The sequence below is a fragment of the Brevundimonas sp. NIBR10 genome (assembly GCF_027912515.1).
In the GTDB taxonomy this organism is placed as follows: domain Bacteria; phylum Pseudomonadota; class Alphaproteobacteria; order Caulobacterales; family Caulobacteraceae; genus Brevundimonas.
In genome coordinates this window covers 3,324,449-3,342,000 of the sequence record NZ_CP115464.1, presented here as the reverse complement: position 1 = coordinate 3,342,000, position 17,552 = coordinate 3,324,449, and the positions used below count along the sequence as shown (strand labels likewise).

General features: G+C 66.2%; 14 protein-coding genes. 9 read left to right on the top strand and 5 right to left on the bottom strand.

Annotation, left to right across the window (positions count from 1 at the left end; all coding sequences use genetic code 11):
• The first annotated feature begins 11 nt into the window (after positions 1-11).
• Complete coding sequence (locus O5K39_RS16285) at positions 12-530, top strand: hypothetical protein (protein ID WP_271144647.1); 519 nt, start codon at positions 12-14, stop codon at positions 528-530.
• Positions 531-539: 9 nt separating this feature from the next.
• Here O5K39_RS16285 and O5K39_RS16280 read toward each other — a convergent pair whose 3' ends face one another.
• The gene (locus O5K39_RS16280) at positions 540-1,595 is read right to left on the bottom strand and encodes a GSCFA domain-containing protein (protein WP_271144646.1); all 1,056 of its coding nucleotides are present in this window, start codon (positions 1,593-1,595) and stop codon (positions 540-542) included.
• A 297-nt stretch (positions 1,596-1,892) separates the two neighbouring features.
• Between O5K39_RS16280 and O5K39_RS16275 the strand changes: the two genes are divergently transcribed.
• Both O5K39_RS16275 and O5K39_RS16270 read left to right on the top strand, forming a co-directional pair.
• Positions 1,893-3,233 carry a tyrosinase family protein gene (locus O5K39_RS16275; protein ID WP_271144645.1) on the top strand — a complete coding sequence of 447 codons (1,341 nt, stop codon included), beginning with the start codon at positions 1,893-1,895 and terminating at the stop codon, positions 3,231-3,233.
• Positions 3,230-3,997, top strand: coding sequence for a hypothetical protein (locus O5K39_RS16270; RefSeq protein WP_271144644.1), 768 nt, complete (start codon positions 3,230-3,232; stop codon positions 3,995-3,997). Before O5K39_RS16275 ends, O5K39_RS16270 begins: the two co-directional genes overlap by 4 nt.
• Here O5K39_RS16270 and O5K39_RS16265 read toward each other — a convergent pair.
• From O5K39_RS16265 to O5K39_RS16255, 3 genes are all read right to left on the bottom strand, one after another.
• Positions 3,994-4,836 carry a CoA ester lyase gene (locus O5K39_RS16265; RefSeq protein ID WP_271144643.1) on the bottom strand — a complete coding sequence of 281 codons (843 nt, stop codon included), beginning with the start codon at positions 4,834-4,836 and terminating at the stop codon, positions 3,994-3,996. The genes O5K39_RS16270 and O5K39_RS16265 overlap by 4 nt on opposite strands.
• An 81-nt stretch (positions 4,837-4,917) precedes the next feature.
• Positions 4,918-6,702, bottom strand: coding sequence for an IlvD/Edd family dehydratase (locus O5K39_RS16260; RefSeq protein ID WP_271144642.1), 1,785 nt, complete (start codon positions 6,700-6,702; stop codon positions 4,918-4,920).
• 76 nt (positions 6,703-6,778) lie between these two features.
• Positions 6,779-7,513 (bottom strand): FadR/GntR family transcriptional regulator, encoded by a 735-nt coding sequence (locus O5K39_RS16255; protein ID WP_271144641.1) that lies wholly within the window; start codon positions 7,511-7,513, stop codon positions 6,779-6,781.
• 139 nt (positions 7,514-7,652) lie between these two features.
• Here O5K39_RS16255 and O5K39_RS16250 point away from each other — a divergent pair, with 139 nt between their 5' ends.
• From O5K39_RS16250 to O5K39_RS16230, 5 genes are all read left to right on the top strand, one after another.
• Positions 7,653-10,082, top strand: coding sequence for a glycoside hydrolase family 3 N-terminal domain-containing protein (locus O5K39_RS16250; protein WP_271144640.1), 2,430 nt, complete (start codon positions 7,653-7,655; stop codon positions 10,080-10,082).
• A gap of 162 nt (positions 10,083-10,244) precedes the next feature.
• Positions 10,245-11,405, top strand: coding sequence for a fumarylacetoacetate hydrolase family protein (locus tag O5K39_RS16245; RefSeq protein ID WP_271144639.1), 1,161 nt, complete (start codon positions 10,245-10,247; stop codon positions 11,403-11,405).
• Positions 11,402-12,160 (top strand): SDR family oxidoreductase, encoded by a 759-nt coding sequence (locus tag O5K39_RS16240; RefSeq protein WP_271144638.1) that lies wholly within the window; start codon positions 11,402-11,404, stop codon positions 12,158-12,160. Before O5K39_RS16245 ends, O5K39_RS16240 begins: the two co-directional genes overlap by 4 nt.
• Before the next feature lie 48 nt (positions 12,161-12,208).
• A complete protein-coding gene (locus tag O5K39_RS16235) occupies positions 12,209-13,642 on the top strand; it encodes a sugar porter family MFS transporter (RefSeq protein WP_271144637.1) in 1,434 nt (477 codons plus the stop codon).
• A 105-nt stretch (positions 13,643-13,747) separates the two neighbouring features.
• Positions 13,748-15,190, top strand: coding sequence for an aldehyde dehydrogenase family protein (locus tag O5K39_RS16230; protein WP_271144636.1), 1,443 nt, complete (start codon positions 13,748-13,750; stop codon positions 15,188-15,190).
• Between the two features lie 61 nt (positions 15,191-15,251).
• Here O5K39_RS16230 and O5K39_RS16225 read toward each other — a convergent pair whose 3' ends face one another.
• Positions 15,252-16,772 carry a tryptophan halogenase family protein gene (locus O5K39_RS16225; protein ID WP_271144635.1) on the bottom strand — a complete coding sequence of 507 codons (1,521 nt, stop codon included), beginning with the start codon at positions 16,770-16,772 and terminating at the stop codon, positions 15,252-15,254.
• Positions 16,773-16,825: 53 nt separating this feature from the next.
• Between O5K39_RS16225 and O5K39_RS16220 the strand changes: the two genes are divergently transcribed.
• Positions 16,826-17,551: a DUF6445 family protein gene (locus O5K39_RS16220; RefSeq protein ID WP_271144634.1), complete on the top strand. Its 726-nt coding sequence runs from the start codon at positions 16,826-16,828 to the stop codon at positions 17,549-17,551.
• Position 17,552 lies beyond the last annotated feature (1 nt).

The window sequence follows — 17,552 nt, the reverse complement described above, 5'->3', positions numbered from 1 at the left end:
GGGAGACGCGCGTGACCGACCCGACCGATCCCGAAGAGCCCGGGCCCTTTCCCACAGCGATACCCGCCTCGCCGTTTCCGCCGCGAGGGCAGGAGATGGCTCCGGCCCAAGGGGCCGGGGGGGACCTACCCTCGGACTGGAACGCGGGTGCCGATGCCCATGACCTTTCCGTCGGCCACGAGATGGCACCCAGGAACGCGTTGGTCGCGCTCGGCCGGTTCGCCTTCCCGCCGGGCCCTCCACCGGATGACGAAGGGGTGGCGGCACGGGACCGCCGATGGACGACCCGAGCCATCGCCTTTGCGACCTTGCTGATGCTGGTGTTCAACGCGGCCTCGATCCAGAACTGGTCGCGCCAGCAGCCGCCGGGCTGGATCACATCGACGGTCCAGCAACTGGGCGACGTCTGGTCGGCCCAGCTGACCCAGCTGGGTGCCGATCGGCCGCGACAGGCCGTCAGGGACGCCTGGGTCAGTTTTCAGCGCCTGGGCTTCGACGGGCGGAAGCGGCCGGACGATACGGCCGCCTGACAGACGGCTCTAGCGGTAGGCGTCCATCGCCTCTTCGTCGCAGACCACGCCGGGATTGTTGGCGCGGGCGATCAGTTCGGCCGGCGGACGATTGGGCGCAACCTCCTTGGAGGCACCGTCGACGTAGTTGGACAGGAAGACCCGCATCGCGTGGGCCACGCCGAGGTGGTTCACTTCGCGGTGGTCGGGCTCGTAATACATTCCACCAGAGAAGCTGCCGTTGAAGATCTCGAACGACGGGAAGTAGTCGACCCAGTCGAACGCCTTGATGGCCATCTCTGCGACGACCCGCAGCACCGACTTGGAATAGGTGGTCGAGACCAGAACGTTGCGGTTCTCGAAGGTCGCGATAAGCGGCACGGGCGACACAGTCAGTAGCACCTTGATGCCCGGATTGACCTCTTTCAGCGCCTTCAGGAAGGTTTCGAGTTCCTCCCAGACCTCGGGCACGGTGAAGTTGACGAACTCGTACTTGTCCGGATCGCAGTCCCCGGCGACGACGCCCGGTGCCGAGGAATAGACCGAGCCGTCGGCCTTCGAGCGCCAGGCCTCGGTCAGGCCAAGGGTGAAGATGAAGACGTCCGAGGTCTCGAACATGGTGCGCACGGCCGCGAGGTGGGCCTCGCGATCGGCCTTAAGCTCCTTGAGCGTCGCGAAGCCGTTCGGCTCGACCTGCTGACGGAAGACGTCGAAGAACCGGCCGTTGGCGTCCTTCCAGTAGGTCTCTGCTGGCGTGCGACGACCGAAAGCCTCGTCGAACAGCTGCCGCAGCTGGGCTGTGGTGTAGATGTTGCCAAACCGGGCGGAGAAGACCCCGTAGTTGTGCGGCAGGCGCTGTTCGGGTTCCAGATGCTCGCCGGCCTCGGGCACATAGTAGTTGAAGCCGATCTGGCGAAGCTTGCGCGAGATGTTCTGGGCGAAACAGCTGCCGGCGGTGGCGACCTTGGAGTTCGGGTCGATCTGGAACCGGGTCATGACGACGGGGTCCAGCCGATGCGGCTCAGTGCGCGAGATGGACCGGCGCCAGAACTGGTGATCGGGAAGGCCGCGATAGGGATTGCGCATCAGATCAGTCCGCTGACGTGGTCGAAGATGGGACGGTCGCCGGGAGCCGTGCTGAACCCTGCACTGTGGGTCTGACGGTGGGGAGTCGGCGTTGCATGAAGTCTCGAATATTTCCGGTGGAGTTAGGGGGTTAAGTCCGGCGAGGCAAGGACATGGGCACGCGATGTGGCATGCGCCAGCCGCGCCCCGGAGGCTGAAACTTTTCACGGGAACTCGCCGTTCGCGCTAGGCGGCTGGACAGATGACGGCGTTTGATGAACGGTCCACCTCTCACGTAGGAGCGAGACGGGGGCGACCATGAAGATCGATCGACGGCACGCGCTGGCCGGCGGATTGACGGCCGGGCTCGGGCTGGGCGGAGCCGAGGCCTGGGCCCAGGCGACGTCGCCGCGTGTGCGCCGGGCCGCATCGACCCTGACGGCGACCAGCGACGATGTGGTGGCCTTCGCGCAGGGCGTGTCGCTGATGAAGCGTCGCAACGACAACCGGTCCTGGGCGCGGCAGGTCCGGCTGCACCGGGAACAGGCCAAGCACGGCAATGCGCTGTTCCTGCCCTGGCATCGGCTCGAGCTGGCCCACCTGGAGCGGATCATCGGCAGGTTGACGGGGCACAGCACCTTTGCCTTGCCATACTGGGACTGGCAGGGTGACCGTTTCCTGCCCAGCTGGACCACCACGCCGGGCCTGCCCCTGTACGAGCGCCAGCGGGCACCGGGGGCCAACGAGCTGGATTATTCCAAGGCGCGGTGGGCGACGTCGCGAAACGTGGCGCGGCTTCAGTCCGACGACTTCGCCACCTTCTGCGGCCGGATGCCGACGGGGGCAGGCTCGGTCGAGGCCTATGGGCACAACCACATCCACGTCCTGGTCGGCGGGCTGATGGGGCGTACCGAGACGGCGGCCCAGGATCCGGTCTTCTGGATGCACCACTGCAATATCGACCGGGTGTGGGCGACCTGGCAGGCCCTCGCGCGTCGCACCTATCCCGCCGCCTGGTCCGCCGAGAAGGTCGATGGCTATATTGGTCCGAACGGCGAGAACACCGGCACATGGACGGCCGGACAGGTCGTGGAGACCCGCTCGCTGGGGTACCGATACGACCAGCTCTATCCCTTTCCCCTGTTCAGCGTGGCCAGCCAGGGGCCGGCCGGGGCGACGACACGGACGCCGATCGGATCGACGGTCTACAAACTGAGAGCCGAGGCCCGGCCGGGCGAGAGCGCGATGCGGATCGTGTTCCCCGACGATCTGACCGCGCGGCTGAGGGCCGCTGACGACACGGTGATGATCTCCGGCGTGGGATCGGTGGCCTATGCGATGGACCGGCGGCTGCTGGATAGGTCTCTGGAGATCGCGATGACCGGCGGGACGCGGACCCTGGCGCTCGGGTCTTCGCCGACCTTTGTGCATCTGGGGATGATGGGTGACGGGTCGATGGCCCACCATGCGATGCCGCATGACGCCTATGCCATCGGCTTCAACTTCGGCGACGAAATCCTGAACCTGGCCCAGCGCAGCGAGGGGCCGATCGCGGTCGGTGTGGCGGCCGAAGATCTGACGCCGTCTGTGCGGCGGCCGCCTGCACAGGGACGGGTGCTGGAGCTAAATGTCACCCTGACGGACATCCGCTGGTCATGAGGGCCCGACAGCTCCTGACGGTCGCCGTTGCGATCGTGGCCGTGGGGCTGCACGCCTGCGCCACGGTACAGGAGCAGCAGCCCGCCGGCGCGCCGCCGCCAGCCCCTCCACCCCCGCCGCCGCCCGTGGCCATGGCCGCGCCACCGCCCCAGGTCGATCTGTGGCCCGAAGGCCGGATTCCCATGTGTTTCGAGGCCGGTGCCCCGGAAGACGACTGGGCCCGCGAACAGGTTCGTGCCGCCGCAGGGGTGTGGGAGGCCCAGGCCGACGTGAAGTTCGACTTCGCCGACACCTGTAGCGACCCCGAACGTGTGGCCATCCGCATCGTCCACGATCCCGAGATGTTCGCCTCGGCCAGCCACCGGGGCGTGAGCCTGAGGGACGGGGGGCGGATCGTGCTAAACGCCGAGTATCTGGTCACCAACCGGCTGTGCGGGCCTCGGGGTTATGTCGGGGAGTTCCGCTGCTTCTATGCCGACGCCCTGCATGAACTGGGTCACGCCCTGGGGTTCTCCCACGACCACGTCAGCCCGCGCGCGCCGAACTGTCTGGCGCGTACGACGACCCCCGAGACGATCGCGGCGGGCGAGACCTATTACGATCCGGCCTCGATCATGAACTACTGCAACGCCGATCGCTGGCTGGGTCAGCTCAGCCTCGCCGACATATGTTCGGTGCGGGCGGCTTACGGCGTGCTGGTCGGAGACCGGCCGACGCGGGCGGACTGTTACGCCTTGGTCGGGGCCGCCCTACCGACGCGTTAGACCCGGACGGCCGCCAGGGTTCGTTCGGCCTGTCGCAGGTGCAGCCGCTCGACCATCCGCCCGTCGAGGCGGATCGCGCCCTTGTCGGCGTTGGCCGGGTCGGCGAAGGCATCGACGATGGTCTGGGCCGCCGCGACCTGACGTGCGTCGGGCCTGAAGATGGCGTTGCAGGGTGCGATCTGGGACGGATGGATCAGGGTCTTGCCGTCGAAGCCAAACTCAAGGGCCTGTCGCGTCTGGGTCTCGAACCCTTCGAGGTCATCAAGGGCGTTGAAAACCCCGTCCAGGATGATCAGCCTGTGCGCCCGGGCCGCCGCCACCGCCAGTCCCATGGCCCCGACGAAGGGCGCACGCAGGGCGTCGGTCTGGACCCCCATCTCGGCGGCGAGGTCGTTGGTGCCCAGCACGAAACCGGCGAGAGGCCCGGTTCGGGCCGTTGCCGCCATGGCCTCCAGCCGGAACAGGGAGATGGCGGTCTCGATCATGACCCAAAGCGGCGTCCCGGTCGCCAGTCGCGCGCCGTAGGCTTCGATCGTTGCGACATCGCTGACCTTCGGGGCCAGGATCGCGTCGGGTGAAGCCTGGGCCAGGGCGGTCAGGTCGTCTTCGCCCCAGAGGGTGTCCAGACCGTTGACACGCACCACCAGTTCGCGCCGTCCGAAGCCGCCGTCGCGCACCGCCGCCACCGCCTGGTCCCGGGCGAGAGACTTGAGATCGGGTGCCACGGCGTCTTCGAGGTCGAGGATGACGACGTCACACTCCAGCGTCCGCGCCTTCTCGATCGCACGGGCGTTGGAGGCGGGAAGGTAGAGGGCGCTGCGGCGTGGGCGATCGGTCATGCGCCAACCTAGAGGGCGCAGGCTTCCGCGCGCAACGGGACGATCGACCGGCGCGCGAAAGGATTGCCGACAGGCGGTTGGTCAGTGGTTGTCGCGTGGGTTGCCGAACTTGTCGATGATGCGGTGGTATTTGACCGCAGGCTCCAGCACGGCCCCCGTGCCCAGCTGGCCGACCGTGGCGCGCTGAAGCTCCTGCCAGGGCGTTTGCGACGGCGGGATCTTGAAGCCTCCGGCCGCATCGAGAGCGGCGCGGCGCTCGGCCAGTTCGGCCTCGTCGATCAGGACGTCCACGCGGCAGGTGTTCAGGTCGACGCGGACGGGGTCACCGGTTCTGAGCAGGGCCAGGTTCCCGCCGGCCGCCGCCTCGGGGGACGCGTTCAGGATCGAAGGGGAGCCGGAGGTGCCCGACTGGCGGCCGTCGCCGATGCAGGCCAGGGCCGTCACGCCCTGTTTGATCAGGTAGGCCGGCGGCCGCATGTTCACGACCTCCGCGGCACCCGGATACCCCAGGGGTCCGGCACCGCGCATGAACAGGATGCTCTTCTCGGTGATCGCGGTGGCGGGATCGTCGATCCGGTGGTGGTAGTCCTCGGGGCCGTCGAACACGACAGCAGGGCCTTCGAAGGCGTTGGGGTCGGCCGGGTTGGCCAGGTAGCGCTCGCGGAACTCTGCGGCGATCACGCTGGTCTTCATGATGGCATTGTCGAACAGATTGCCGCTGAGCACGAGGAAGCCCGCGTCCTCGACCAGCGGCGCTTCCATGGTGCGGATGACGTCGGGCAGCACGATCTCGGCGTTCCGGCAGTTGTCTCCCATGGTCTTGCCGTTGACCGTCATCGCGCCTTCGCGGATCAGGCCTTTGCTCATGAGCTGCGCCACCACGGCGGGGACGCCCCCGGCCTGGTGGAAGTCTTCGCCCAGATAGGTCCCGGCCGGCTGCAGGTTGACCAGCAGAGGGACCGCGTGACCACGGGTCTGCCACTCCTCGATCGGCAGATCGACCCCCGAATGGCGAGCCAGCGCCGTGATGTGGACCGGCGCATTGGTCGAGCCGCCGATGGCGGAGTTGACGACGATGGCGTTGTGAAAGGCGTCGGGGGTCAGGATGTCGGAGGGCTTCAGATCCTCATGGACCATGTCCACGATCCGCTTGCCCGTCAGATAGGCGATCTGAGGCCGCTCGCGGTACGGGGCCGGGATGGCGGCTGAGCCGGGCAGGGACATGCCCAGGGCCTCGGCCAGGGAGTTCATCGTCGTTGCCGTGCCCATGGTGTTGCAGTAGCCGACCGACGGGGCCGAGGTGGCGACCAGATTGATGAAGCCTTCGTAGTCCAGTTCACCCGCCGCCATCATCTCGCGCGCCTTCCAGATGATGGTGCCCGAGCCGATTCGCTCGCCCTTGAGCCAGCCGTTCAGCATGGGTCCGACCGACAGGGCGATGGCGGGAATGTCGACGGTGGCTGCCGCCATCAGACAGGCCGGTGTGGTCTTGTCGCAGCCGATGGTCAGCACGACGCCGTCGAGGGGGTAGCCGTATAGGAGTTCTACGAGGCCCATGTAGGCAAGGTTGCGATCGAGGCCGGCGGTCGGGCGCTTGCCGGTTTCCTGGATCGGGTGGACCGGAAACTCCAGAGCGATGCCGCCCTGTTCACGGATGCCCTCGCGAACCCGTTTGGCCAGTTCGATGTGGTGGCGATTGCAGGGGCTGAGGTCCGAACCCGTCTGGGCGATACCGATGATCGGCTTGCCCGAGCGGAGCTCTTCCAGCGTCAGCCCGTAGTTCAGGTACCGCTCCAGATAGAGGGCGGTCATGTCGGGGTTTTGCGGGTTGTCGAACCAGGCGCGTGAACGCAGCGGTTTAGCCATGGTGAGTCTCTGAGTGGATTTACTCAGACAATTAGCGAAGGTTCCTTAGCTTGGCAAGCAAATGCTACCGGTGTCATCACTCATTCATGGCACCGGCGGTCTGAGCGAGCGCGTGATTTACCAGGGCCTCCATAGCCGCATGCGCTTCTTCGGCGTCTCCGGCCGCGACCGCGTCATAGACCCGCCAGTGCTCCGGCATGGGGTCCGGGGGCAGGCGGCGCTTGCGCTGCTTGTAGTGGGTGGTCCAGCGCACACCGGCTCCGATGGTGGACGCCAGACTGATCAGCGGCGGGTTGCCCGTGGCGATCAGCAGGGCCTGGTGGAAGTCCCGGTCGGCCGACTGGCCCGCCTCGGTCTTGAGGGTGAGGCGCTCCATGTCGTTCAGCGCCTTCCTCATCTGGGTGAGTTGTTCGGTCGTCCGGCGCTTGGCGGCCAGGGCGGCGGCGGCGGGCTCGACGATCAGGCGCAGTTCAAACAGGCCGTCGACCATGACACGACTGGGCTCGCTCTCGAAGAACCAGGCCAGCACATCGGGGTCCAGCAGGTTCCAGCGCTCCATAGGCAGGACGCGCGTACCCGTCCGGGGCCGGCTTTCCACCAGGCCTTTCGCGGCCAGGATGCGGATGGCCTCGCGATAGGCGCTGCGCGAGACCTTCAGTCGTTCGCTGAAATCAATCTCATTGGCCAGGATTTCTCCGGGCGGGCGTTTCCCCGAAACAATCGAAGTTCCCAGGTCCCGCGCGATGGCCCCGTGCAGGCGTCCCTGGCCGGACGATGGACGTGTGAACGGTGGCTTGGTCTTGGAAGGCATGACGGCATCCGGGTCTGACATCTCCCTGTACAGGAATTCGGCACCCGGCGACCATTGACCGGACACCGAAATGCGCCCTATCGTGATGTTAGCGCTATCATCATCGGGCCAACCGGTGAGTAAACAGGGAAGAGACGAGATGACCGACGTGACCGGTAAACAGATGACGCTTGGTCGTCGCACGCTGCTGGCCAGTTTCGCTTCCGCACTCGCGCTCTCACAGATGCCCGGCGTTGCGAGGGCCCAGAGCCTGGCCAAGCCGGGCGCGGACGCCCTCTATCGTGACCCGAATCAACCGGTCGACCGCCGCGTCGAGGACCTGCTTCAGCGAATGACGCTGGAAGAGAAGGTCGCCCAGATGGTCGGTATCTGGGAAACCAAGGGGTTGATCCAGAACCCGGCCGGCGACTTCGATCCGGCCAAGGCGACGACCGCGTTTCCAAACGGACTGGGACAGATTTCGCGTCCTCAGGACAAGCGCGGTGTCGATCCGGCCCTGAACGGCGCCGCTGGTGCCGCCGGGGACGCGGTCAACCGCACCGGTCGCGAAACGGCCGACTATGCCAACGCCGCCCAGAAATGGGCCGTGGAGAACACCCGGCTGGGCATCCCGCTGATCCTGCATGAAGAGGCGTTGCATGGGTATGTGGCACGCGGGGCCACCAGTTTCCCGCAATCGATCGCCCTGGCCAGCACCTGGGATCCGGCTCTGCTGACGCGCGTGTTCAGCGTCGCTGCCCGCGAGATGCGGGCGCGGGGTGCGCAGCTTGCCCTGGCTCCGGTCGTCGATGTCGCGCGCGATCCTCGCTGGGGTCGTATCGAGGAGACCTATGGGGAGGATCCGCATCTGGTCGCCGAGATGGGTCTGGCGGCGATTCGCGGCTTCCAGGGCGATACCCTGCCGCTCGCGCCCGACAAGGTCTTCGTCACGCTCAAGCATATGACAGGCCATGGCCAGCCTGAGAACGGTACCAACGTCGGGCCGGCGAATATCTCCGAACGGACGCTTCGCGAGAATTTCTTCCCGCCGTTCGAACGCGCCGTCACCGAACTGCCCGTCATGGCGGTCATGGCGTCGTACAACGAGATCGACGGCCTGCCTTCGCACGCCAACCGCTGGCTCCTGCATGACGTGCTGCGCGAGGAGTGGGGGTTCGAGGGTGCCGTCGTGTCCGACTATTTCGCGGTGCGCGAACTGAACACGCGCCACAAGATGTTCGCCTCTATCGAGGAGGCCGCCATGCGGGCTCTCGACGCCGGCGTGGACATGGAGCTTCCTGACGGAGAGGGCTACAACAAGCTGCCCGCGCTGGTGCAGTCGGGCAAGGTCGATATCGCTGCGATCGACGACGCCGTGCGGCGCGTTATGAAGATGAAGTTCCTGTCCGGCGCGTTCGAGAAGCCCTATGTCGACGCCCGACGCGCCGACGCCCTGACCGCGACGCCGGACGCCGTGGCCCTGGCCCGCGAGGCGGCGGCCAAGGCAATGGTCCTGCTCAAGAACGAGGGCAATGTGTTGCCGCTCGACCCGTCGAAGATCACACGCATGGCGGTGCTGGGCACCCATGCGCGCGACACGCCGATCGGCGGATACAGCGACGTTCCGGCCCATGTCGTCAGCGTGCTGGAAGGCATCCAGGCACAGGCCGCAGGCAAGTTCGCCGTGGACTATGCCGAGGCGGTGCGGATCACCGAAAGCCGGTCGTGGAGCGCGGACAAGGTCGATCTGGTCGATCCCGAGGTCAACGCCGGCCTGATCCGCGAGGCGGTCGCCACGGCCCGCAATGCCGATGTGATCGTCATGGTGCTGGGCGACAACGAACAGACCAGCCGCGAGGCCTGGGCCGACGAACACCTGGGCGATCGTGATTCGCTCGAGCTGATCGGCCAGCAGAACGATCTCGCCCGCGAGATCTTCGCCCTGAACAAGCCGACCATTGTCGTCCTGCTGAATGGGCGGCCACTGTCGGTGAATTTCGTCGCCGAGAACGCCGACGCCCTGATCGAGGGCTGGTACCTGGGGCAGGAGACGGGTCACGCCGTCGCCGACGCCCTGTTCGGCAAGGTCAATCCGGGCGGCAAGCTGCCCGTCTCGATCGCCCGGACGGTGGGACAACTGCCGATCTTCTACAACTACAAGCCGACGGCGCGTCGGGGTTATCTGTTCGACGAGACGACGCCCCTGTTCCCGTTCGGTTTCGGCCTGTCCTACACGACCTTCGATGTGTCGGTGCCGCGTCTGGCGAAAGCCACGATCGGCCGGTTTGAAAAGGTCAGGGTCGAGGTCGACGTCACCAACACGGGGGCGCGCGCCGGCGATGAAGTCGTCCAGCTCTACGTCCGCGACGACCATGCGTCCGTCACCCGTCCGGTGCTGGAACTCAAGCATTTCGAGCGCGTGAGCCTGGCACCGGGGGCCAAGACGACGGTGACATTCGAGCTGACGCCGCGCGACCTGTCCTTCTGGAACATCGACATGGAACGGGTCGTCGAGCCGGGCACCTTCACGATCAGTGCGGGGTCGAACTCGGTCGATCTGAAGACGGCGACGCTGACCGTCGCCGTCTGACCGAAGCAGACGCCGGAGCCGGGGTCTGTTTGCGAAAGCTGGCAGGTCCGACGGCTGCGATGTCGACGCCATGAGCCTGAGATCGCTTGACAGCAGGAGCGGGCGAGTCGAATGTGGTAGCGCTAACAAGAATGACCGAGCTGCAAGCTCCGGCGGGGGACCATGACCAGAATCGTTGATTATCTGCCCGCCGACTGGCGCGACGCCGTGCTTCTGGGCCGGCTGGAGCTGCCGGAAGGCCCGACGCCCATCCTCGTGCGAGGCGGGCGTGTTCTCGACATCTCGCAATTCGCGGCGACCACGGCGGATGCCGCCGCCAAGGCCGACCTGCGAACCGCGACGGGACCCGACCTGGGTGCCCTGGACGAGATGGAGTTTTCCGTCGCCTGGGATGATGGGTCCGCCGGCGGCATGAAGCTGCTGTCGCCGCTCGACCTGCAATGCGTAAAGGCGTCGGGTGTGACCTTCGCCGTTTCCGCCGTTGAGCGCGTGATCGAGGAACGGGCGCGGGGCGATGCCGGCCGGGCCCAGGAAATCCGCAGCCAGCTGGCCGAACGGGTCGGCGCCGATCTGTCGGCGGTGAAGCCCGGTTCCGACCAGGCGATGGCGCTCAAGGACGCCCTGATCGCGGACGGCCTGTGGTCGCAGTATCTGGAAGTCGCGATCGGCAAGGACGCCGAAATCTTCACCAAGGCCCCGGTGCTGTCGTCCGTCGGCTGGGGTGACTGGGTCGGGGTTCGGTCCGACAGCGCCTGGAACAATCCTGAGCCGGAAGTCGTCGTGGTCTGCGACGCCACGGGCCGCCCGGTCGGCGCGGCGCTCGGCAACGACGTCAACCTGCGTGACATCGAGGGACGCAGCGCCCTGTTGCTGGGCAAGGCCAAGGACAACAATGCGTCGGCGGCCCTGGGGCCCCTCATCCGACTGTTCGACGACGGGTTCAGCCTGGACGACGTGCGCAACGCCGTCGTCTCGCTGGAGGTCACGGGCGACGACGGGTTCGTGATGACGGGGGCCAGTTCCATGAACCTGATCAGCCGCGACCCGCTGGACCTGATCGGTCAGACCGTTGGCAAGACGCACCAGTATCCGGACGGGTTCGCCCTTTATCTGGGGACCATGTTCGCGCCGATCCAGGATCGCGACGCGCCGGGCCAGGGCTTCACCCACCACATCGGAGACCGGGTTAGGGTCTCGTCGCCGCGTCTCGGCGTTCTCGAGAACAAGGTGACGACCTGTGATCAGGCCCCGCCCTGGACCCTCGGCGTCTCGGGTCTGATGCGCAATCTCGCCGCTCGCGGCCTTCTGGGAACCGCCGTATGAGCCGTGCCATCTATCCGTCGCTGAAGGACCGTCTGGTCGTGGTCACCGGCGGCGGCTCCGGCATCGGGGCCGGGTTGACCGAAGCGTTTGCGCGGCAGGGGGCCCGGGTCGTGTTCCTCGACGTGGCTGAAACGGATTCTCTGGCGCTGGCCAGCGAACTGGCCACGCTGACTCCAGCACCGCGCTTCATGCTCTGTGATCTGAAGAACCTGTCGGCGCTGAAGTCCACCCTCGCCGAGATCATCGACGAGTACGGTCCGGTCGATATCCTGCTGAACAATGCGGCGAACGACGATCGTCACAGCCTGACCGAGGTGACGCCCGAATACTGGGACGACCGGATCGCGGTGAACCTTCGCCACCTGTACTTCGCAGCCCAGGCCGTGGCCCCGGGGATGCGCGAGCGGGGTAGTGGTGTGATCCTGAACCTGGGGTCGATCAGCTGGCACCTGGGGTTGCCGGACCTGTCGCTCTACGAGACCGCCAAGGCCGGGATCGAGGGGATGACGCGGGCCCTGGCGCGCGAGCTGGGCGTCGATGGCATTCGCGTCTCCTGCATCGTGCCGGGTAACGTCAAGACGCCGCGTCAGATGAAATGGTATACGCCCGAAGGCGAAGCCGAGATTGTCGCAGCACAATGCCTGAAGGGTCGGCTGGAGCCGCAGGACGTTGCTGCACTCGCGCTGTTCCTGGCATCCGACGATGCACGTTTGATTACAGGGCATGAGTATTTCGTAGACGCCGGCTGGCGCTGAGGCGACGATCAATCCGGGCCAAAAGAGCCCATCGGGAGGATAACGACTATGGCTGGACCAACAGGGGGGCTTTCGGAGCCGACCAGCGCGGGAATGGACCGCGTCAACCTAGGCTTCATCATCGCCATCGTGGCGGTCGCGACGATCGGCGGACTGCTGTTCGGCTATGACAGCGGTGCCGTGAACGGCACGCAAGCGGGGCTACAGGCCGCGTTCAATCTGGATGCCACGGGCCTCGGCTTTACCGTCGGCTCGCTGCTGATCGGTTGTGCCGTCGGGGCTTTCTTTGCCGGGCGACTGGCCGATCTGGTCGGGCGGCGAACCGTCATGATCATGGCGGCGGTGCTGTTCCTCATCGGCGCGCTGATCCAGGGCTTCACCGACGTTCATGCGCTCTTCGTCGCAGCGCGCTTCGCGGGCGGCATGGCCGTGGGCGCCGCCAGCGTGCTGTCGCCGCTGTATATCTCTGAGGTCGCTCCGGCGAACATCCGGGGCCGGATGAGCACGGTCCAGCAGGTGATGATCATCACGGGCCTGACCGCCGCCTTCCTGGTCAACTATTTCCTCGCCCAGTCCGCCGGGAGCAGCCTGGGCGAAATCGCCGGTGCCTCGGCCTGGCGTTGGATGTACCTGGCCCAGGCCGTACCCGCCGCCGTCTTCCTCGGCGCCCTGTTCCTGATCCCGGAGAGCCCTCGTTATCTGGTGATGCGCGGCAAGGACGAAGCGGCGCGCACGGTGCTGAACAAGCTGTTCGACGCCGACGCCGCCGACCGCAAGCTGGGTGAAATCAAGGCCAGCTTCGACAAGGGCCACAAGCCCAGCTTTGCCGATGTCATGTCCAAGAAGACGCTGTTCCGCCCTATCGTCTGGGCCGGCATCATGCTCGCAACCTTCCAGCAGTTCGTCGGCATCAACATCATCTTCTACTACGGCGAGACGCTTTGGCGCCTGGCCGGCGTGTCTGAAGAAGTCGCCCTGGAACGCAATATCCTGTCCGGTGCCGTGTCCATTGCGGCCGTGCTGGTCGCCCTGGCCGTGATCGACAAGGTCGGACGCAAGCCCCTGCTGCTGATCGGTTCGACCGGTATGGCGGTGACGCTCGCCGCGATGACCTGGGCGTTCAGCGGTGCCAGCGCAGACGCTGCCGGAAATCTCGCTCTGAGTGATACGGCAGGCCTGACCGCCCTGGTCGCGGCCAACCTGTATGTGATCTTCTTCAACTTCAGCTGGGGCCCGGTCATGTGGGTCATGCTGGGGGAAATGTTCCCGAACCAGATGCGTGGCTCGGCCCTGGCCGTGGCAGGCCTGGCCCAGTGGGGCGCCAACTATCTGGTGGTCCAGAGCTTCCCTGCGCTGGCCGACGGCATCGGCCTGGCCGGGACCTATGCCCTCTACACGGCATCAGCCGTGATCAGCATCTTCCTTGTCCGCTCCTTCATCCAGGAGACGAAAGGCAAGGAACTCGAAGACATGCAGGGCTGAGCCGACAATCAATGCGTCCGGCCGCGCGATCCATGCCAGTTCGGCATTCGCGTGGCCGGGCGGCCACCCTACATAGATGACGAACCTCTCCCCAAGGATACGACCATGACCGACACCCTCGACCTCGCCCACTGGATCAATGGCGAGAAGGTCAATGCGGATCGACCCGGTGAGAGCCACAACCCATCCAACACCAACGAGATCATCGCCCGCACGCCTAAGGGCGGAGCGGCCGAGGTCGATCTGGCCGTCGCGGCGGCCAAGGCGGCCTTTGAATCGTGGTCCGAAGCCTCGCCCGAGGTACGGTCGGACATCCTCGACAAGGCGTCCAACATCCTGATGGAGCGCCGCGAACAGGTCGGTCGGCTGCTGTCGCGCGAAGAGGGCAAGACCCTGGCCGAGGGGATCGGCGAGACGGCGCGGGCCGCCCGCATTCTGAAGTATTTCGCCGGCGAGGCCCTGCGCATCCACGGCCAGAACATGCTGTCGACGCGGCCGGGGGTGGAGATCCAGACCTATCGCCAGCCGGTCGGCGTGTTCGGCCTGATTACGCCGTGGAACTTCCCGATCGCCATTCCGGCCTGGAAGATTGCGCCCGCCATCGCTTTCGGCAACACGGTCGTCATCAAGCCCGCGGGTCCGACCCCGGCGACCGCCGAGGCCCTGATCGCCATCCTGCATGAGGCCGGCCTGCCCGCCGGCGTGGTCAATATGGTCATCGGTGACGGCGACGTCGGCCGCGCCATCGTGGCCCACAAGGACATCGACGGTATCTCCTTCACTGGCTCGCAAGGGGTCGGGCAGGGCGTCGGCAAGGGAGCGATGGAGCGCCAGGCCCGCGTCCAGCTGGAGATGGGCGGCAAGAACCCGCTGGTCGTTCTGGACGATGCGGACCTCGACCGCGCCGTGGCCATCGCGCTCGACGGCTCCTTCTTCGCCACGGGCCAACGCTGCACGGCCTCCAGCCGCCTGATCGTGCAGGACGGCATTCATGATCGCTTCGTGGAGGCCCTGGGCGAAAAGGTCCGCGCCCTGAAGGTCGGCGATGCCCTCGACCCGACGACCCAGATGGGTCCGGCGGTGTCCGAGAGCCAGATGGAGACCAGCTACAAATACATCGACATCGCGCGCTCGGCCGGCGGGCGGATCGTCACCGGCGGCAACCGTCTGAACCTCGACAATCCGGGCTGGTACGTCCAGCCGACCCTGATCGCCGACACATCTCCGGACGCCGTGATCAACACCGAAGAAGTGTTCGGCCCCGTCGCCTCGACCATCCGCGTCAAGAGCTATGACGAAGCCCTAGAGATCGCCAACGGGGTCGAGTTCGGTCTGTCGGCGGGGATCGCCACGACCTCGCTGAAATACGCCCGCGACTTCCAGCGCCGGGCCAAGGCCGGGATGGTGATGGTCAATCTGGCCACGGCGGGTGTCGACTACCACGTCGGTTTCGGCGGATCGAAGAAGTCCAGCTACGGTGCCCGCGAGCAGGGCTACAACGCCGCCGAGTTCTTCACCCAGCACAAGACGGCCTACAGCTGGAGCTGATCGCCGGCTCCAAATTCTGGTTGTAACGGACAGGCGTCATCTTCGGATGACGCCTTTTCTGTCAGGACGCCCGGCAGTAGCTTGAGATGAAATCCTCATGCCGGGGCATCTGGGCGACGAGATCGCCGATGACCCGGGTCAGGACGCTCATCCGTTTCTGGACCAGGGCTGCGGGGAGGGTATCGGCCAGGGGCTCATAGGTCCGGGGCATGACGCCCTGGCCCAGAAGTACGGCGATCCAGCTGGCCTCGCTGAACAGTTCGTCCTCGTATCGGAACAGCCTGCCCGTGGCGCGGAACAGGTCGATCTTGCGCGCCAGGGTGTCGGGGATCGGCATGTCGCGAACCTGACGCCAGAAGGCCGTGTCGTCGCGCACCGTCGCCTTGTAGTGCAGGATGATGAAGTCGCGGACCTGCTCGAACTGCTGTTGCGAGAGCCGGTTGTATTCGGCGATCAGAAGCGGATCGAAATGCCTGTCAGGCATCATCGTCATCAGCTTGGAGATCCCGCTCTGGATCAGGTGGATGCTGGTGGATTCCAGCGGCTCCAGGAATCCCGACGCCAAGCCCAGCGAGACGCAGTTCTTGATCCATTGTGACCTGCGCCGCCCGGTCACGAAGCGGAGCGCGCGGGGTTCGTCGAGCGCGGGGGCGTCCAGGCCGGCCATCAGCTCGGCGCGGGCCTGATCGTCCGAGATATGGCTGCTGCAATAGACGTGGCCGTTACCGGTGCGGTGCTGCAGCGGAATACGCCAGCGCCACCCGGCGGACCCGGCCGTGGACCGCGTGAATGGGGTCAGGGTCGTCAGCCGCTCTGTGGGAACCGCCAGCGCCCTGTCGCAGGGCAGCCAGTGTGACCAGTCCTCATAACCCGCGTGCATGGCCTTCTCGATGAACAGGCCCTGAAAGCCCGAGCAGTCGATGAACAGGTCCGCTTCCAGCCGCCGACCATCGGCAAGGACCACCGCCTCGACGAAGCCGTCGTCCGCCCGCAGCACGGTGTCGACGATCCGACCTTCGTGCCGGACGACTCCCCTGGCCTCCGCATGGCGCCGCAGGTAGCGGGCATAGAGACCGGCGTCGAAATGATAGGCGTACTTCAGCGTCTGCAGCGCGGGCGGGGCATCGCGGTCCGGCTTGACAAACCGACCGGCCTCGGACGCGACGGTGCTGAGGTTGTAGGCGCCCAGGGGCGAGGTATCGCCGTCGGCGCGCTGTCGCAGCCAGTGCTGGTGAAACTGGACGCCGTCCATGTCCACGCCGAATGGGCCGAACGGATGGATGTAGCGGCTACCGGTCAGGCCCCAGTCCACGAACTCGATGCCGAGCTTGAACGTCGCCTGGGTGGCCCGCATGAAGTCGGCCTCGTCGATGCCGAGCAGGCCGTTGAAGCTGACGATCGGCGGGATGGTCGCCTCTCCGACCCCGACCGTCCCGATTTCTTCGGACTCGACGACCGAGACCCGGGTCACGCCGTTGCCCGAGAGCCGGGACAGGGCCGCAGCCGCCATCCAGCCGGCCGTGCCGCCGCCGACCACCAGGATGTGGCGAAGGGCCTCGGAATTGCGGTCAGGAGTTTGCATCGCCGACGACTATAGCCTCGGATATGTCTGACATAAGCGCTATTCTTCGCGCGATGACACCGTGTCCCACCGCCATCGCCAGTGCGCGTATCGAAAGGATCGGTTCCGAGCAGGAGCCTCTGCTGGTCCTTGACGAGGCGGTGACGGAACCCGAGCTTCTGGTGGAGATCGCGGCGAGCGCGTCAACCTTTGCCGACGCCGCGACGGGTGGCGACAATTTCTATCCGGGGCGTCTCGCGCCCGCGCCACTAGACTATGTCGGTGCCCTCAGCCGCGCTCTCGACCCCCTGATCCGCGGACATTACGATCTGCGAGGCGTTGCGCCCTGGCGAGCCAGTTGCAACTTCGCCCTCGCGACACTTGCGCCTGAACGCCTCGGCCTGGCGCAACGCATTCCGCATGTGGACACGGTCGATCCGCTCCAGTTCGCGGTGCTGCACTATCTGTGCGATCCGGCTTTCGGCGGTACGGCCTTCTATCGTCACCGGTCCACGGGATACGAAACCCTGACGGTGGATCGACTGGAGACCTATCAATCCGCGCTGGACCGCGAGCTTGAGGCGGAGCCGCCGCAGCCGGGCTATATCGCCGGCGACACGGCCCAGTTTGCCCTGACGCATCGGACGGACTGCGTGTTCAATCGCGTCATCGTCTACCGGAGCTGCCTGCTCCATTCGGGACAGATTTCCCGACCGGAAGCGCTGTCGGTCGATCCACGCAAGGGCAGGCTGACCGCCAACATTTTCCTGACCTATCGGCCGGTTCGAGCGACACCGTAGG

What these genes read in the sequence shown, in the direction of transcription:
- O5K39_RS16235 (WP_271144637.1), top strand. Translation starts at nt 12,209, where the DNA reads ATGGCTGGACCAACAGGGGGGCTTTCGGAGCCGACCAGCGCGGGAATG.
- O5K39_RS16280 (WP_271144646.1), bottom strand. Translation starts at nt 1,595, where the DNA reads ATGCGCAATCCCTATCGCGGCCTTCCCGATCACCAGTTCTGGCGCCGG.
- O5K39_RS16240 (WP_271144638.1), top strand. Translation starts at nt 11,402, where the DNA reads ATGAGCCGTGCCATCTATCCGTCGCTGAAGGACCGTCTGGTCGTGGTC.
- O5K39_RS16255 (WP_271144641.1), bottom strand. Translation starts at nt 7,513, where the DNA reads ATGCCTTCCAAGACCAAGCCACCGTTCACACGTCCATCGTCCGGCCAG.
- O5K39_RS16245 (WP_271144639.1), top strand. Translation starts at nt 10,245, where the DNA reads ATGACCAGAATCGTTGATTATCTGCCCGCCGACTGGCGCGACGCCGTG.
- O5K39_RS16265 (WP_271144643.1), bottom strand. Translation starts at nt 4,836, where the DNA reads ATGACCGATCGCCCACGCCGCAGCGCCCTCTACCTTCCCGCCTCCAAC.
- O5K39_RS16260 (WP_271144642.1), bottom strand. Translation starts at nt 6,702, where the DNA reads ATGGCTAAACCGCTGCGTTCACGCGCCTGGTTCGACAACCCGCAAAAC.
- O5K39_RS16275 (WP_271144645.1), top strand. Translation starts at nt 1,893, where the DNA reads ATGAAGATCGATCGACGGCACGCGCTGGCCGGCGGATTGACGGCCGGG.
- O5K39_RS16220 (WP_271144634.1), top strand. Translation starts at nt 16,826, where the DNA reads ATGACACCGTGTCCCACCGCCATCGCCAGTGCGCGTATCGAAAGGATC.
- O5K39_RS16230 (WP_271144636.1), top strand. Translation starts at nt 13,748, where the DNA reads ATGACCGACACCCTCGACCTCGCCCACTGGATCAATGGCGAGAAGGTC.
- O5K39_RS16250 (WP_271144640.1), top strand. Translation starts at nt 7,653, where the DNA reads ATGACCGACGTGACCGGTAAACAGATGACGCTTGGTCGTCGCACGCTG.
- O5K39_RS16225 (WP_271144635.1), bottom strand. Translation starts at nt 16,772, where the DNA reads ATGCAAACTCCTGACCGCAATTCCGAGGCCCTTCGCCACATCCTGGTG.
- O5K39_RS16270 (WP_271144644.1), top strand. Translation starts at nt 3,230, where the DNA reads ATGAGGGCCCGACAGCTCCTGACGGTCGCCGTTGCGATCGTGGCCGTG.